This is a genomic window from Mesorhizobium sp. NFR06, from assembly GCF_900115245.1.
GTDB lineage: Bacteria > Pseudomonadota > Alphaproteobacteria > Rhizobiales > Rhizobiaceae > Mesorhizobium.
In genome coordinates this window covers 26,534-43,550 of sequence record NZ_FOVT01000003.1, presented here as the reverse complement: position 1 = coordinate 43,550, position 17,017 = coordinate 26,534, and the positions used below count along the sequence as shown (strand labels likewise).

Below are 17,017 nucleotides of genomic sequence, written 5' to 3'. Positions count from 1 at the left end.
CACAATGGCTGAAACCTCCGTCCGCAACTTCAACATCAACTTCGGTCCGCAGCATCCTGCGGCGCATGGCGTTTTGCGCCTGGTGCTGGAGCTGGACGGCGAGGTCGTCGACCGTGTCGATCCGCATATCGGCCTGCTTCATCGCGGCACCGAGAAGCTGATCGAGGCCAAGACCTACCTCCAGGCCGTGCCTTATCTCGACCGGCTCGACTATTGCGCGCCGATGAACCAGGAGCATGCCTTCGCGCTGGCCGCAGAGCGCCTGCTCGGCATCGAGGTGCCGAAGCGCGGCCAGTTGATCCGCGTGCTCTATTCCGAGATGGGCCGCATCATGTCGCACATCCTCAATGTGACGACGCAGGCCATGGACGTCGGCGCGCTGACCCCGCCGCTGTGGGGCTTCGTCGAGCGCGAAAAGCTGATGGTGTTCTACGAGCGCGCCAGCGGCTCGCGCATGCATGCGGCCTACTTCCGGCCGGGCGGCGTGCACCAGGACCTGCCGCAACAGCTGGTCGAGGATATCGGCAAGTGGATCGACCCGTTCCTGAAGTCGGTCGACGACCTCGATCGGTTGCTCACCGGCAACCGCATCTTCAAGCAGCGCAATGTCGACATCGGCACGGTGTCGCTGGCCGATGCCTGGGCCTGGGGTTTCTCCGGCGTGATGGTGCGCGGTTCGGGTGCTGCCTGGGACCTGCGCAAATCGCAGCCCTATGAATGCTACTCCGAGATGGATTTCGACATTCCGATCGGCAAGAACGGCGACTGCTACGACCGTTATCTCGTGCGCATGGAAGAAATGCGCCAGTCGGCCAAGATCATGCGCCAGTGCGTCGATCTCCTGCTCGGCAAGGAAAGCGCCGGCCCGGTGTCGAACCTCGACGGCAAGGTGGTGCCGCCGAAACGGGCGGCAATGAAGCGCTCGATGGAAGCGCTGATCCATCACTTCAAGCTCTACACCGAGGGCTACCGTGTGCCGGCCGGCGAGGTCTATGCCGCCGTCGAGGCGCCGAAAGGGGAGTTCGGCGTCTACCTGGTCTCCGACGGAACCAACAAGCCCTACCGCTGCAAGCTTCGCGCACCCGGTTTCGCACATCTGCAAGCCATGGATTTCCTGTGTCGCGGCCACATGCTGGCCGACGTCACCGCCGTGCTTGGCTCCCTCGACATCGTGTTTGGTGAGGTCGATCGCTAAATGTCAGTCCGTCGTCTCGCAGATGCCAGCGTCCAGCCCGCTTCCTTCGCCTTCAACAAAGCGAACGCGGCGGCGGCGCAGCAGTGGATCGCCAAATACCCGAAGGGGCGCGAACAGTCGGCCATCATCCCGCTGCTGATGATCGCGCAGGAGCAGGAAGGCTGGGTTACCAAGGCGGCGATCGAGACGATCTCCGACATGCTGGGCATGCCGCGCATCCGCGGCCTCGAGGTCGCGACCTTCTACACGCAGTACCAGCTCAATCCGGTCGGCACCCGCGCGCATATCCAGGTCTGCGGCACAACGCCCTGCATGTTGCGCGGGTCGGAAGCGCTGATGGATGTCTGCCGGTCGAAAATCCATCACGACCAGTTCCACACCAACGACAAGGGCACGCTGTCGTGGGAGGAGGTCGAATGTCTCGGTGCTTGCGTCAACGCACCTATGGTGATGATCTTCAAGGACACGTTCGAAGACCTGACGCCGGAGCGGCTGGCCGAAATTATCGATCTCTATGACGCCGGCAAAGGCGCCGAAGTCAATCCTGGGCCGCAGAACGGCCGCATCGGCTCCGAGCCGGCCTCCGGGCTGACGACGCTGACGAGCGAGAAGGCGATCCTCAAGTCGACACGCGACAAGGAAGCCAAGGCGGCGGCGAAGGCCGCCAGGGGTGGCGCCGCCGCCTCGCAGGCGGCACCAGTGGCGCCCGCTGCACCCGCAGCTCCGGCATCCGCCGCGTCGCCGGTCCCAGGCCCGGTCGCGCCGTCCAAATCCAGCAAGCCGAAGACCGATGCGCCTGAGACCAGCCCGGCGTTGACGACGCCGTCGCCGGTCAAGGTTGCCCCGGCCGCCGAGAAGGCGGCCAGCGTCAGGGCGCCGCGCCATTCGGCCGCCAACGCCAATCAGGCCTCTCCGGAAGTCGAGGCGGTTTCCAAGCCGCGCAGCGGGCCGAAGACGAAAGCCGAGCCGGCCACAGCCTTCAAGGCGCCGGAAACCAAGCAGCCCGTCGCCAAAACGGCGAAGCCTTCACTCGAGGACAAGAACCGTCCGGCCGGCATCTCGCGGCCGGCGGCGGTCGACGACCTCAAGCTGATCTCCGGCGTCGGGCCGAAGATCGAGGGCACCTTGCATTCGCTTGGCATTTACACTTTCGCGCAGGTCGCGGCCTGGAAGAAAGCCGAGCGCGAATGGGTCGACGGCTATCTCAACTTCCGCGGCCGCATCGAGCGTGACGACTGGATGAGGCAGGCCAAGGCGCTGGCCAAGGGCGGCGTCGCCGAATACATCCGCGTCTTCGGCAAGAAGCCGGTCTGAGGGACGAGAAATGCTTCAGGACAAAGACCGCATCTTCACCAACATCTACGGCCTCTTCGACAAGTCGCTGGCCGGGGCGCAGTCGCGCGGCATCTGGGACGACACGCCCGGCCTCATCGCCAAGGGGCGCGACTGGATCGTCAACGAGATGAAGGCTAGCGGGTTGCGCGGCCGCGGCGGCGCCGGCTTCCCGACCGGGTTGAAATGGTCGTTCATGCCCAAGCAGAGCGACGGCCGTCCGAGCTATCTCGTCATCAATGCCGACGAATCCGAGCCCGGCACCTGCAAGGACCGCGATATCCTGCGCAACGATCCGCACACGCTGGTCGAGGGCGCGCTGGTCGCGGGCTTCGCCATGGGCGCGATCGCCGCCTACATCTATGTGCGCGGCGAGTTCGTTCGCGAGCGCGAGGCGCTGCAGCGCGCCATCGACGAGGCCTATGCGGCCAAGCTGATCGGCAAGAACAACACGTCCGGCTACGATTTCGAAATCTACATGCATCACGGCGCCGGCGCCTATATCTGCGGCGAGGAGACGGCGTTGCTCGAAAGCCTCGAGGGCAAGAAGGGCCAACCGCGGCTGAAGCCGCCGTTCCCGGCCAATGTCGGCCTCTATGGCTGCCCGACGACGGTCAACAACGTCGAATCCATCGCCGTGGCACCGACCATCCTACGCCGGGGCGCTGCCTGGTTCTCATCCTTCGGCCGCCCGAACAATGCCGGCACCAAGCTGTTCTGCGTCTCCGGCCACGTCAACAATCCGTGCACCTTCGAAGAGGCGATGTCGATCCCGTTCCGCGAGTTGATCGAGACTCATTGCGGCGGTATCCGCGGCGGCTGGGACAACCTGCTCGCCGTCATCCCGGGCGGCGCCTCCGTGCCGTTGGTGCCGGCCGAGCAGATCATCGACGCGCCGATGGATTTCGATGCGCTGCGCGACCTGAAATCCGGCCTCGGCACCGCGGCTGTCATCGTTATGGACAAGTCGACGGATATCGTGAAGGCGATCGCCAGGCTTTCCTACTTCTACAAGCACGAGAGCTGCGGCCAGTGCACGCCTTGCCGCGAAGGCACCGGTTGGATGTGGCGGGTGATGGAGCGGCTGGTGCGCGGCGAGGCGCAGAAGCGCGAGATCGACATGCTGCTAGACGTCACCAAGCAGGTCGAGGGCCACACGATCTGCGCGCTGGGCGATGCTGCCGCCTGGCCGATCCAGGGCCTGATGCGCCATTTCCGCGGCGAGGTGGAACGCCGCATCGACGAGTTTTCGCGCAATGCGCACCGGGTCGAGCCGGTGATGGTGGCGGCGGAATAGAACTTCGAAATACGGGCTTGGCCCGAAGACTAAAAGCAGGGGCGGGGCATACGAAGAAACGACCAGGAGATCTCTATGGCGCCGTATTCGATACCCTATCCATTCATGCCTGATTTGGACCAACTCGAGAAGATGAACCAGGACCTGACCAAGATGATGCCGAAGGAGATGGCCAGCGCCGTCAATCTCATGGCGCATCCGGTCGCGGGTGCTGCCGCGGTGTCGGCACTCGGCATCGGTCTTGCCAACCATGCAGTCGGCATGTGGATGGGCGCGTTCACCGGTGCGCTGGAAGCGTCGCAGCGCATGTTCCAGCCTTTCTTCGACGACCTCGAGGCACAGAGCGAAGCGGCCGCCAATTCATCCAAGGCGCGCAAGGCGACCGAGACGCTGATTGCCGAGGCGCAGACCTTCGCCCGCGATGTGACCGACATCACGGCGAACGCGACCGAGAAGGCGCTCGACGCGACCGGCACGGATATCGTCGCCCAACCGGCAGCGACCGGGCTGATGCCCGAAGATTTCCGGCAGCCGAAGGCCGTCGACAAGCCGGCCAAGCCGTCGGACCTGAAGGCGATTTCGGGTATTGGGCCGAAGCTGGAGAAGGTGCTCAACGGCCTCGGCATCTGGACTTATGACCAGATCGCCGCCTGGACTTCGGAAGAGATCGCCTGGGTGGAAGATTACCTGTCGCTCGCCGGCCGTATCGGCCGCGACGACTGGACTGTCCAGGCGGCGGCGCTCGCCGCAAAGAAGTAATTGAAATGCCGGGCGCGGCTCAGGTCGCGCCTGGAAAAACGGATTGCGGAATATCCGCAGGGGTTTGAGGCGAATGGCAAAGCTCAAGGTCGACGGGAAAGAGATCACGGTACCCGACCACTACACGCTGCTGCAGGCGGCCGAGGACGCCGGCGCGGAAGTGCCGCGCTTCTGCTTCCATGAGCGGCTGTCGATCGCCGGCAACTGCCGCATGTGCCTGATCGAGGTGAAGGGCGGCCCGCCCAAGCCGCAGGCGTCCTGCGCCATGGGCGTGCGCGACCTGCGTCCCGGCCCGAACGGCGAGCCGCCGGAAATCTTCACCAACACGCCGATGGTCAAGAAGGCCCGCGAAGGCGTGATGGAATTCCTGCTGATTAACCATCCGCTCGATTGCCCGATCTGCGACCAGGGCGGCGAATGCGACCTGCAGGACCAGGCGATGGCCTTCGGCGTCGATTCCTCGCGCTATCACGAGAACAAGCGCGCGGTCGAAGACAAGTATATCGGTCCGCTGGTCAAGACGGTGATGAACCGCTGCATCCACTGCACGCGCTGCGTCCGCTTCACCACCGAGGTTGCCGGCATTTCCGAGCTCGGCCTGATCGGCCGTGGCGAGGATGCCGAGATCACCACCTATCTCGAACAGGCGATGACGTCCGAACTGCAGGGCAATGTCATCGACCTTTGCCCGGTTGGGGCTTTGACCTCCAAGCCGTTCGCCTTCCAGGCGCGGCCGTGGGAGTTGACCAAGACCGAATCGATCGACGTCATGGACGCCGTCGGCTCGGCGATCCGCGTCGACAGCCGCGGTCGCGAGGTGATGCGCATCCTGCCGCGCGTCAACGAGGCGGTGAACGAGGAGTGGATCTCCGACAAGACCCGCTTCATCTGGGACGGCCTGCGCACGCAGCGCCTCGACCGCCCGTATGTGCGCAGGAACGGCAAGCTGGCAGCAGCAAGCTGGGCGGAAGCCTTCGCCGCCATCAAGGACGAGGTCTCGAAGACGGCGCCCGAGCGGATCGGCGCGATCGCCGGCGATCTCGCGGCGGTCGAGGAAATCTACGCGCTCAAGCTTCTGATGGCGGCGCTCGGTTCCAAGAACATCGACTGCCGCCAGGATGGCGCCGCGCTCGATCCGTCGCTTGGCCGCGCCAGCTACATCTTCAATCCGACCATCGAAGGCATTGAGCAGGCCGATGCGGTGCTGATCATCGGCGCCAATCCGCGCTTCGAGGCTTCGGTGCTGAACGCGCGCATCCGCAAGCGCTGGCGCGTCGGCAATCTGCCGGTCGGCGTCATCGGCGAGATCGGCGACACCCGCTACGACTACGACCTGATCGGCGCCGGCCCGGAATCGCTGAAGGACCTTGCCGAGGGCAACGGCAAGTTCTTCGACGTGCTGAGCAAGGCCACGCACCCGCTGATCATCGTCGGCCAGGGCGCGTTGGCGCGCGCCGATGGCGCCGCGGTGCTCGGCCAGGCGGCGAAGCTCGCGGTCGCCGTCAATGCGGTCACCGCCGACTGGAACGGCTTTGCGGTGCTGCACAACGCTGCCGCCAGGGTAGGCGGTCTCGATGTCGGCTTCGTGCCGGGCGAGGGCGGCAAGAACGTCGCCGGCATGCTGGGCAATACCGACGTGCTGTTCCTGCTCGGCGCCGACGAAATCGACATGGCCAAGACCGGCGGCGCCTTCGTCGTCTATATCGGCACGCATGGCGATGCCGGCGCGCATCGCGCCAACGTCATCTTGCCGGCGGCCGCCTACACCGAAAAGTCCGCCACCTATGTCAACACGGAAGGCCGCGTGCAGCAGACCAATCGCGCTGGTTTCGCGCCAGGCGAGGCGCGCGAGGATTGGGCGATCCTGCGCGCCCTGTCGGACGTGCTCGGCAAGAAGCTGCCTTTCGATTCGCTGGCGCAACTGCGCGCCAAGCTCTATGGCGAATTCCCGCATCTGGCCCGCATCGACCAGGTGCTGGCCGGCAGCGGCGACGACGTCGCCAAGGCGGCGAAGCTGGGGGGCCGGCTGAACAAGGGCACTTTCACCTCGCCGGTGAAGGACTTCTATCTCACCAACCCGATCGCGCGGGCCTCGGCCGTGATGGCTGAATGCTCGGCGCTGGCCAAGAGCGGCTTCAAGCAGGCGGCGGAATAAGCATGGACACCTTCTTCTCCTTCTACGTGCTGCCGGCGCTGCTGATCCTCCTGAAGTCGGTCGTGCTGATCGTCGTCCTGCTGGTGTTCGTCGCCTACGTGCTCTATGCCGACCGCAAGATCTGGGCGGCGGTGCAACTGCGCCGCGGCCCGAACGTCGTCGGCCCCTGGGGCACGCTGCAGGCCTTCGCCGACCTGTTGAAATTCGTCTTCAAGGAACCGGTGATCCCGTCCGGCGCCAACAAGGGCGTCTTCCTTTTGGCGCCGCTGGTGTCGGCGGTGCTGGCGATCTCGGCCTGGGCCGTCATTCCGGTCAATGAGGGCTGGGCGATCGCCAACATCAATGTCGGCATCCTCTATGTCTTCGCCATCTCTTCGCTCGAGGTCTACGGCGTGATCATGGGCGGCTGGGCGTCCAACTCGAAATATCCGTTCCTCGGCGCATTGCGCTCGGCCGCGCAGATGGTGTCCTACGAAGTCTCGATCGGCTTCGTCATCGTCACCGTGCTGCTCACCGTCGGCTCGCTCAACCTCTCCGACATCGTGCTGTCGCAGCAGGATGGGCTGGGAACCCGGCTCGGCCTGCCCAACACCTTCCTCGACTGGCACTGGTTGTCGCTGTTCCCGATGTTCATCGTGTTCTTCATCTCGGCGCTGGCCGAGACGAACCGTCCGCCCTTCGATCTGGTGGAAGCCGAATCGGAGCTGGTCGCCGGTCACATGGTCGAATATTCGTCGACGCCGTTCCTGCTCTTCTTCCTGGGCGAGTATGTCGCCGTCGTGCTGATGTGCGCGCTAGCCACCATCCTGTTCCTCGGCGGCTGGCTGCCCCCGTTCAACTTCGCGCCCTTCACCTGGGTGCCGGGGCTGATCTGGTTCGTCCTCAAGGTCTGCCTGGTCTTCTTCATGTTCTCGATGGTGAAGGCCTTCGTGCCGCGCTACCGCTACGACCAACTGATGCGGCTGGGCTGGAAAGTCTTCCTGCCGATCTCGCTGTTCATGGTCGTGGCCACCGCGGCCTTCCTCAAGATCACGGGGTTTGCGTGATGTCCGCTCTTGGCCAAGCCGCAAAGGCGCTGTTGCTGAAGGATTTCGTCAGCGCCTTCTTCCTGTCGATGCGCCAGTTCTTCGCGCCGAAGGAGACGATCAACTACCCGCACGAGAAGGGGCCGACCAGCCCGCGCTTCCGCGGCGAGCACGCACTGCGCCGCTATCCGAACGGCGAGGAACGCTGCATCGCCTGCAAGCTCTGCGAGGCGATCTGCCCGGCGCAGGCGATCACCATCGAGGCCGGCCCGCGCCGCAACGACGGCACGCGCCGCACCGTGCGCTACGACATCGACATGGTGAAGTGCATCTATTGCGGCTTCTGCCAGGAAGCCTGCCCGGTCGACGCGATCGTCGAAGGACCGAATTTCGAATTCGCGACCGAAACGCGCGAGGAGCTTTACTACAACAAGGAAAAGCTGCTCGCGAATGGCGATCGCTGGGAGCGGGAGCTGGCGCGTAACATCGCGCTCGACGCGCCCTATCGCTGACATTTGACGCATGGACGAGGAGGGGCCTCGTCCAGAGGATGATCCCGAAACGTTGCAGACTTTCGGACAAGATCACCCTTCGGAATGAAAGAGTGGCGCATGTTTCTTTCGATCGGGTCTTTGAACCCGATCGGAACATGCGCTAGGAACACGCAACTTTGCCAGCCGGAGGCGGCGGCGAACATCGGACAGGGCAATCAGCCATGTCCGGACAGGAACCCGGGGGAACCCATGCTGAGTGGACTAGAGGCGGCCTTCTTCTACCTCTTCGCCTTTATCGCCGTGGCGTCGGCCTTCATGGTCATTTCGTCGCGCAACCCCGTGCATTCCGTGCTGTTCCTGATCCTCACCTTCTTCAACGCCGCGGGCCTGTTCATGCTGACGGGCGCCGAGTTCCTGGCGATGATCCTGCTTGTCGTCTATGTCGGTGCGGTGATGGTGCTGTTCCTGTTCGTCGTCATGATGCTCGACGTCGACTTCGCGGAGATGAAACAGGGCGCGCTGCAATATGCGCCGATCGGCGCGATGGTCGGGCTGATCCTGGCGGCGGAGCTGATCGTCGTGCTCGGCGGCTACACATTCGCGCCGCAGCTTGCCTCGACGGTTGCGCAGGCGACGCCGGATCTCGCCACGCGTTCCAACACGGCCGCGCTCGGCGACATCCTCTATACGGACTACCTCTACTACTTCCAGATCGCCGGCCTGGTGCTGCTGGTCGCCATGATCGGCGCCATCGTGCTGACGCTGCGCCACAAGGAGGGCGTCAAGCGGCAGTCGATCGCCGCCCAGGTCGGCCGCACGCCGGCGACAGGCATGGAAATCCGCAAGGTCAAATCGGGCGAGGGCATCTGAGATGGTCGTCGGCATTGCACATTATCTGACGGTATCGGCGATCCTGTTCACGCTCGGCGTGTTCGGCATTTTCCTGAACCGCCGCAACATCATCGTCATCCTGATGTCGATCGAGCTCATCCTGCTTGCGGTCAACATCAACTTCGTCGCTTTCTCGGCCGCGCTGCATGACCTCGTCGGACAGGTTTTCGCCCTGTTCGTACTGACGGTCGCGGCCGCCGAGGCGGCGATCGGTCTTGCCATTCTTGTCGTCTTCTTCCGCAACCGCGGTTCGATCGCGGTCGAAGACGTGAGCTCGATGAAGGGTTGACGGGAACCACCATGTATCAGGCTATCGTCTTCCTTCCGCTGCTTGGCTTCCTGATTGTCGGCCTGTTCGGCAATTCGCTCGGCGCCAAGGCCTCCGAATACATCACCTCCGGCTTCCTGGTGGTCGCGGCGGTGCTGTCCTGGATCGCCTTCTTCACCGTCGGCTTCGGCCATGGCGAGGTGTTCACCGTGCCGGTGCTGCGCTGGATCCAGTCGGGCGGCATCGACGCCGCCTGGGCGCTGAGGATCGACACGCTGACGGTGGTGATGCTGGTCGTCGTCAACACCGTGTCGTCGCTGGTTCACATCTATTCGATCGGCTATATGCACCACGATCCGGACCGGCCGCGCTTCTTCGCCTATCTGTCGCTGTTCACCTTCGCCATGCTGATGCTGGTGACGGCCGACAATCTCGTCCAGATGTTCTTCGGCTGGGAAGGCGTCGGTCTCGCCTCCTACCTGCTGATCGGCTTCTGGTACAAGAAGCCGTCGGCCAATGCGGCAGCGATCAAGGCTTTCGTCGTCAACCGCGTCGGCGACTTCGGCTTCGCGCTCGGCATCTTCGGCGTGTTCGTGCTGTTCGGCTCGGTCAATCTGAGCACCGTGTTTGCCAATGCGGCATCGTTCCTGCCGGCCGAGGGCGCACCGGCGGGCGCCGGCGTGCTCACTTTCCTCGGCCACGCGCTCGACAAGCAGTCGGCGCTGACGGTGGTCTGCCTGCTGCTCTTCATGGGCGCCATGGGCAAGTCGGCGCAGGTGCCGCTGCACACCTGGCTGCCGGACGCCATGGAGGGCCCGACGCCCGTCTCGGCACTGATCCATGCCGCGACCATGGTGACGGCCGGCGTGTTCATGCTGGCCAGGCTCTCGCCGCTGTTCGAGCTGTCGCATTCGGCGCTGACCGTCGTCACTTTCATCGGCGCCTTCACCGCCTTCTTCGCGGCGACCGTCGGCCTCGTCCAGAACGACATCAAGCGCGTCATCGCCTATTCGACCTGCTCGCAGCTCGGCTACATGTTCGTCGCGCTCGGCGTCGGCGCCTATGGCGCGGCGATCTTCCATCTGTTCACGCATGCTTTCTTCAAGGCGCTGCTGTTCCTCGGTTCGGGCTCGGTCATCCACGCCGTCTCCGACGAGCAGGACATGCGCAAGATGGGCGGCCTGGGGAAGCTCATCCCCGCCACCTACTGGATGATGGTGATCGGCACGCTGGCGCTGACCGGCGTCGGCATTCCGGCTACGGTGATCGGCACCGCCGGCTTCTTCTCCAAGGACGCCATCATCGAGACCTCGTTTGCCAGCCACAACGCGGTCGCGGCTTTCGCCTTCATCCTGCTCGTGGTCGCCGCCTGCTTCACCAGCTTCTATTCCTGGCGGCTGATTTTCATGACCTTCCACGGCGAGCCACGTGCCAGCCACGAGGTCATGCATCACGTCCACGAATCGCCGCCGGTGATGCTGGTGCCGCTTTATGTGCTGGCCGCAGGCGCGCTGTTTGCGGGCATCATCTTCCACGGCGCCTTCATCGGCGAGGGCTATGCCGAATTCTGGAAGGCATCGCTGTTCACGCTGCCGGACAACCACATCCTGCATGAGATCCACGAGTTGCCGCTTTGGGTGGAACTGGCGCCGTTCGTCGCCATGCTGATCGGCCTGGCGGTCGCCTGGAAGTTCTACATCCGCTCGCCGGAACTGCCGCGAAGCGTCGCCGCCAATCATCGCCTGCTCTACGGCTTCCTGCTCAACAAGTGGTACTTCGACGAGCTGTACGATTTCCTGTTCGTGCGGCCCGCAAAACGCCTCGGCAGGTTCCTGTGGAAGACCGGTGACGGCGCCGTCATCGACGGGCTTGGTCCCGACGGCGTTTCGGCGCGCGTCGTCGACGTCACCAACCGGGTCGTCAAGCTGCAGACCGGCTATCTCTACCACTATGCCTTCGCCATGCTGATCGGCGTGGCCGCTCTCGTCACCTGGATGATGCTCTGATGACCGACTGGCCAATCCTCTCGCTGGTCACCTTCCTGCCGCTGGTTGGTGTTCTGCTCATTTTGCCGATCAGCGACGACAGCGAAAACGCGCGCCGCAACATCCGCTCGATCGCCTTCATCACGACGGCGTTCACTTTCGTGGTGTCGCTGTTCATCTGGAAGGGCTTTGACAATTCGCAGTCCGGCTTTCAGTTCGTGGAGAAACACGCCTGGCTGGATTCGGGCATTTCCTACCACATGGGCGTCGACGGCATCTCGATGCTGTTCGTCATCCTGACCACCTTCCTGATGCCGCTCTGCATCCTGGCCTCGTGGGACGCGATCTCGAAGCGGGTCAAGGCCTATATGATCGCCTTCCTGATCCTCGAGACGCTGATGATCGGCGTGTTCTGCGCGCTCGACATCGTTTTGTTCTACGTCTTCTTCGAGGCGGGCCTGATCCCGATGTTCATCATCATCGGCGTCTGGGGCGGCAAGCGGCGCGTCTATGCCTCGTTCAAGTTCTTCCTCTATACGCTGGCCGGCTCGGTGCTGATGCTGCTCGCCATCATGGCGATGTTCTTCCAGTCTGGCACCACCGACATCACCACGCTGCTGACGCATCACTTCCCCGCCAACATGCAGACCTGGCTGTGGCTCGCCTTCTTCGCCTCCTTTGCGGTGAAGATGCCGATGTGGCCGGTGCACACCTGGCTGCCCGATGCGCATGTCGAGGCGCCGACGGCGGGCTCAGTCATCCTGGCCGCCATCCTCTTGAAGATGGGCGGGTACGGTTTCCTGCGCTTCTCGCTGCCGATGTTCCCGGAAGCGTCGGCGATGTTTGCGCCGCTGATCTTCACGCTGTCGGTCGTCGCCATCATCTACACCTCGCTGGTGGCGCTGATGCAGGAGGACATGAAGAAGCTGATCGCCTATTCGTCGGTCGCCCATATGGGCTTCGTCACCATGGGCATTTTCGCGATGAACCAGGAGGGTGTGCAGGGCGCGATCTTCCAGATGCTCAGTCACGGCCTGGTTTCGGGCGCGCTGTTCCTATGCGTGGGCGTCATCTACGACCGCATGCACACGCGTGAGATCGACGCCTATGGCGGCTTGGTCAACAACATGCCGAAATACGCCGCCGTGTTCATGATCTTCACCATGGCCAATGTCGGGCTCCCGGGCACCAGCGGCTTCGTCGGCGAGTTCCTGACCATGCTCGGCGTGTTCCGGGTGAACACCTGGGTGGCCTTCTTTGCCGCCACCGGCGTCATCCTGTCGGCGGCTTACGCGCTCTGGCTCTATCGCCGGGTGATCTTCGGCGCGCTGACCAAGGACAGCCTGAAGAACCTGCTCGACCTGTCGACGCGCGAGAAGGCGATCATCTATCCGCTGGTGGTGCTGGTCATCTTCTTCGGCGTCTACCCGGCGCCGGTGTTCGACGCGACGGCCCAATCGGTCAAGGCGCTCGTCACCAACGTCACCGCATCCATCAATTCCGCGCAGACCGCGGCGGCGAACTGACTGGGGATAAACCATGACGCCGGACCTTCTCTCCAGCCTTTCACTCTCGACGCCGGAACTGATCCTCGCCGCCGGCGCGCTCGTGCTCCTGATGATCGGAGCCTATTCGCGCACCAACAACACGATGACGGTGACCGGGCTCGCGGTCGCGGTGCTTGTCGTCGCGGGCCTGTGGCTGGCCCTCTCGAGCGGAGAGGGGGCCGCCTATGGCAGCGCCTTCGTCCAGGATTCCTTCAGCCGCTTCATGAAGATGCTGGCGTTGATCGGTTCGGCGGTGACGCTCGTTATGTCGATGCGCTTCGCCAGGCAGGAGCATTTCGACAAGTTCGAATATCCGGTGCTGATCGTGCTCTGCACGCTCGGCATGCTTTTGATGATCTCGGCCAACGGCATGATCGGGCTCTATCTCGGGCTCGAACTGCAGTCGCTGGCGATCTATGTGCTGGCGGCGATCAACCGCGACAATCTGCGCTCGACCGAGGCGGGACTGAAGTATTTCGTCCTCGGCGCGTTGTCGTCGGGCATGCTGCTCTACGGCATCAGCCTCGTCTACGGCTACACCGGCAACACCGGCTTCCAGGAGATCGCGACGGCGCTGGGCGGCGGCGAGCGCCAGCTCGGCCTCGTCTTCGGCCTGGTGTTCGTGCTTGCCGGCCTGGCCTTCAAGATCTCGGCCGTGCCGTTCCACATGTGGACCCCGGACGTCTATGAAGGCGCGCCGACGCCGATCACCGCCTTCCTGGCGGCAGCGCCGAAGATGGCGGCGATGGCGCTGATCGTGCGGGTCACCATGGGCGCGTTCAGGCCGATCGCGGCGGACTGGCAGCAGATCGTCGTCTTCATTTCGATCGCCTCGATGGCGCTCGGGGCCTTCGCGGCCATCGGCCAGACCAACATCAAGCGCCTGATGGCCTATTCCTCGATCGGCCATATGGGCTACGCGCTGGTCGGCCTCGCCGCCAACAGCCAGGCCGGCGTGCGCGGCGTCGCCATCTACATGCTGATCTATCTGGTGATGACGCTCGGTACCTTCGCCTTCATCCTCGCCATGCGGCGCAAGGAGGGCAATGTCGAGCAGATCAGCGATCTTGCCGGCCTCGCCTCGACCAATCCGATCATGGCCACCATCCTGACAATCCTGATGTTCTCGCTGGCCGGCATTCCGCCGCTCGCCGGGTTCTGGGGGAAGTGGTACGTGTTCCTGGCCGCCATCAACGCGCATCTCTACGCCCTGGCGATCATCGGCGTGCTGGCCTCGGTGGTGGGCGCCTATTATTACCTGCGCATCATCAAGATCATGTGGTTCGACGAGCCGGTCGGCGGCTTCGTGCCGATGGCCAGCGAGCTGCGCCTCGTGCTCGGCGTCAGCGGCGCCTTCGTGCTGTTCTATGTGCTGATCGGCGGGCCGATCGGCAGCTATGCCGAAGCCGCCGCGAAGACATTCTTCTAACGGGATGGCATTTCGGCTGGCTCCAACCGCGGCGTCGGAGGGGTTCCGGCTCGAGGCGCATGACAGCGTCGGTTCCACCAACAGCTTGGCGCTGGACCATGCGCGCGCCGGCGATCCCGGCAAGCTGTGGGTCGTCACCAAAAGGCAGGATAGCGGCCGCGGCCGGCGCGGCCGCGTCTGGGCGACGCCCGAAGGCAATCTGGCGGCGACGCTGCTGCTGGTGCCCGGTGGCGAGCTAAGGCTTGCAGCGACGCTTGGCTTTGTCGCCGGCCTTGCGCTCGCCGATGCGCTCGACGCCGTCGTGCCGAAGGGTCGGATCGCCGTCGCCGTCGATGGCGCCAGCCAGGGCCGCAACCGTTTCGAGCTGAAATGGCCGAACGATGTGCTGGCCGCGGGCGCCAAGCTTGCCGGCATATTGCTTGAATCGACCATGCTGGAAGGTGGCCGTTTCGCGGTTGCCGTCGGCATCGGCGTCAATGTCGTGGCCTATCCGCCGGATTTGCCTTATCCGGCGACGTCGCTGCAGGCGCTGGGCGCCGATTGCGATGCCGAAACCCTGTTCCTGGCGCTGTCGGACGCCTGGAGCCAGAATGCCAGGCTGTGGGATGAGGGACGCGGGCTCAATGCCATCAGAAACAGGTGGCTTGGCCGCGCGGCAGGCCTTGGCGGTGAGGTTGCTGTCAGAATTGACGGCAATGTCGTGCGCGGCGTCTTCGAAACCATTGACGAGGACTGCCGTTTCGTGATCCGCGACGATGACGGATCGGTTCTGACGATCGCGGCCGGCGACGTGCATTTCGGCGCCGTCGCCTCGGCGCGGGTCTAGTTTTGTTTTTGCGCAATTCCCGATGGAAAAACGTTAGACACCTTTCCTGGAATTGCTCGATTGGCTTGGCCGAAGCGGCCAGGAAGGAAAGAATTCATGGCGAATAAGGAAAACGCCGAACTCGTTTTCGCACCGCTGGGCGGCGTCGGCGAGATCGGCATGAACTTCGCCCTCTACGGCTACGGGCCGGCTGACGCGCGCGAGTGGATCGTGGTCGATGTCGGCGTCACCTTCCCGGACTCGGCACATCCAGGCGTCGATCTCATCCTGCCCGATACGCGCTTCATCGAGGAGAACCTCGACCGCCTGCGCGGCATCGTCATCACCCACGCGCATGAGGACCATTACGGCGCGCTGCTCGACATCTGGCCGAGGCTGAAGGCGCCGGTCTGGATGACGCCGTTCACCGCCGGCCTGCTGGAAGCCAAGCGGCAGGGCGAGCAGAACGCCCCGAAGATTCCGGCAGTGATTTATCGAGCCGGCGAAAAGTTTACCATCGGACCTTTCGAGATCGAGGCGATCCCGGTTGCGCATTCGATCCCCGAGCCGATGTCGCTGGCGATCACCACGCCGGCCGGCACCGTGATCCACACCGGCGACTGGAAGATCGACCCGGCGCCGACGATCGGCCCGAAAACCGACGAGGCGCGTTTTCGCGCCTATGGCGACAAGGGCGTGCTGGCGCTGATCTGCGATTCCACCAATGCGCTGAGGGAAGGGGAGTCGCCGTCGGAAGTGGCGGTCGGCGAGGGCCTCAAGGGCGTCATCGAAAGCGCCAAGGGCCGTGTCGCGGTCACCACCTTCTCCTCCAATGTCGGGCGCATCGTCTCGATCGCCAGGGCGGCGCGCGATGCCGGCCGGCAATGCCTGGTGCTCGGCCGCTCGCTGAAGCGCGTCATCGATGTCGCGGGCGAGCTCGGCTACATGGACGGCCTTCCGGAGTTCATCTCCGAGGAAGATTATGGCTATATCCCGCGCGAGAACCTGGTGGTCATCTGCACGGGCAGCCAGGGCGAGCCGCTGGCCGCGCTTGCAAAGATGTCGCGCGACGAGATGAAGTCGGTGGCGCTGACGGCCGGCGACACGGTGGTGTTCTCCTCGCGCACCATTCCCGGCAATGAGAAGGCGATCCTGGAGATCAAGAACCGGCTGATCGACCTCGGCATGAAGATCATCGAGGACGGCGACGCGCTGGTGCATGTCTCCGGCCATCCGCGCCGCAGCGAATTGCGCAAGATGTATGAATGGGTGCGGCCGCAGATCGGCGTTCCCGTGCATGGCGAGGCGGCGCATCTGGTGGCGCAGGGTTCGCTGATGTCGATGTCGGGCATCGGCCAGGTGGCGCAGGTGCGCGACGGCGATATGCTCAGACTCTGGCCAGGCCCGGCGACGATCATCGACCAGGTGCCGTTCGGCCGGGTCTACAAGGACGGCCTGCTGATCGGCACCGACCAGGCGATGGGCATACGCGACCGCCGCAAGCTGTCCTTCGCCGGCCATGTCGCGGTCAATGTCGTGCTCGACGACAAATACGAGCTGGCCGGCGACCCCGATCTGGTGGCGATCGGCGTTGCCGAGGCCGACGCCCGCGGCGAGACGCTGGAGGACCTGATGCTCGATGCGGCAGTCGGCGCGGTGGACTCCATCCCGCGGCAGCGCCGAAAGGACCTCGATCTGGTGCAGGAAGCCGTGCGCCGGGCCGTGCGCGGCGCAGCCAACGAAGCCTGGGGCAAGAAGCCGCTGGTGACGGTGTTTGTGACGAGATGAAGGAGTAGGCTGTAGGGATTAGGCAGTAGGCAATAGGAAAGGCGATT

The 17,017-nt window shown here is 64.1% G+C and carries 14 protein-coding genes; all 14 read left to right on the top strand.

Features of this window, described 5'->3' with window-relative positions; all coding sequences use genetic code 11:
* Positions 1-4: 4 nt before the first annotated feature.
* The 14 genes from F3H96_RS06960 to F3H96_RS06895 all read left to right on the top strand — a co-directional run bounded on the left by F3H96_RS06960 (position 5) and on the right by F3H96_RS06895 (position 16,970).
* The gene (locus tag F3H96_RS06960; RefSeq protein ID WP_149791212.1) at positions 5-1,195 is read left to right on the top strand and encodes an NADH-quinone oxidoreductase subunit D; all 1,191 of its coding nucleotides are present in this window, start codon (positions 5-7) and stop codon (positions 1,193-1,195) included.
* Positions 1,196-2,509 carry an NADH-quinone oxidoreductase subunit E gene (locus F3H96_RS06955; RefSeq protein ID WP_149791211.1) on the top strand — a complete coding sequence of 438 codons (1,314 nt, stop codon included), beginning with the start codon at positions 1,196-1,198 and terminating at the stop codon, positions 2,507-2,509. It abuts the gene before it with no gap.
* A 10-nt stretch (positions 2,510-2,519) separates the two neighbouring features.
* On the top strand, positions 2,520-3,824 hold the full coding sequence (gene nuoF, locus F3H96_RS06950; protein WP_149791210.1) for an NADH-quinone oxidoreductase subunit NuoF: 1,305 nt from the start codon (positions 2,520-2,522) through the stop codon (positions 3,822-3,824).
* 75 nt (positions 3,825-3,899) lie between these two features.
* Positions 3,900-4,583, top strand: coding sequence for an NADH-ubiquinone dehydrogenase (locus F3H96_RS06945; protein ID WP_149791209.1), 684 nt, complete (start codon positions 3,900-3,902; stop codon positions 4,581-4,583).
* A 73-nt stretch (positions 4,584-4,656) separates the two neighbouring features.
* Complete coding sequence (nuoG, locus tag F3H96_RS06940; protein WP_149791208.1) at positions 4,657-6,738, top strand: NADH-quinone oxidoreductase subunit NuoG; 2,082 nt, start codon at positions 4,657-4,659, stop codon at positions 6,736-6,738.
* Positions 6,739-6,740: 2 nt separating this feature from the next.
* On the top strand, positions 6,741-7,784 hold the full coding sequence (gene nuoH / locus F3H96_RS06935) for an NADH-quinone oxidoreductase subunit NuoH (RefSeq protein ID WP_149791207.1): 1,044 nt from the start codon (positions 6,741-6,743) through the stop codon (positions 7,782-7,784).
* Positions 7,784-8,275, top strand: a complete 492-nt coding sequence (nuoI, locus tag F3H96_RS06930; RefSeq protein WP_149791206.1) for an NADH-quinone oxidoreductase subunit NuoI — start codon at positions 7,784-7,786, stop codon at positions 8,273-8,275. The genes nuoH and nuoI overlap by 1 nt, the downstream gene beginning before the upstream one ends.
* 231 nt (positions 8,276-8,506) lie before the next feature.
* Positions 8,507-9,127 (top strand): NADH-quinone oxidoreductase subunit J, encoded by a 621-nt coding sequence (locus F3H96_RS06925; protein WP_149791205.1) that lies wholly within the window; start codon positions 8,507-8,509, stop codon positions 9,125-9,127.
* Between the two features lies 1 nt (position 9,128).
* Entirely contained in the window at positions 9,129-9,437 is a 309-nt protein-coding gene (gene nuoK / locus F3H96_RS06920; protein WP_149791204.1) for an NADH-quinone oxidoreductase subunit NuoK, read from the top strand.
* 11 nt (positions 9,438-9,448) lie between these two features.
* Positions 9,449-11,422, top strand: a complete 1,974-nt coding sequence (gene nuoL / locus F3H96_RS06915; protein ID WP_149791203.1) for an NADH-quinone oxidoreductase subunit L — start codon at positions 9,449-9,451, stop codon at positions 11,420-11,422.
* Positions 11,422-12,927: an NADH-quinone oxidoreductase subunit M gene (locus F3H96_RS06910; RefSeq protein ID WP_149791202.1), complete on the top strand. Its 1,506-nt coding sequence runs from the start codon at positions 11,422-11,424 to the stop codon at positions 12,925-12,927. The genes nuoL and F3H96_RS06910 overlap by 1 nt, the downstream gene beginning before the upstream one ends.
* 13 nt (positions 12,928-12,940) lie before the next feature.
* Entirely contained in the window at positions 12,941-14,377 is a 1,437-nt protein-coding gene (gene nuoN, locus F3H96_RS06905) for an NADH-quinone oxidoreductase subunit NuoN (RefSeq protein WP_149791201.1), read from the top strand.
* Between the two features lie 4 nt (positions 14,378-14,381).
* Positions 14,382-15,203, top strand: coding sequence for a biotin--[acetyl-CoA-carboxylase] ligase (locus tag F3H96_RS06900; protein WP_149791200.1), 822 nt, complete (start codon positions 14,382-14,384; stop codon positions 15,201-15,203).
* A gap of 96 nt (positions 15,204-15,299) precedes the next feature.
* Positions 15,300-16,970, top strand: a complete 1,671-nt coding sequence (locus F3H96_RS06895; protein WP_149791199.1) for a ribonuclease J — start codon at positions 15,300-15,302, stop codon at positions 16,968-16,970.
* Positions 16,971-17,017 lie beyond the last annotated feature (47 nt).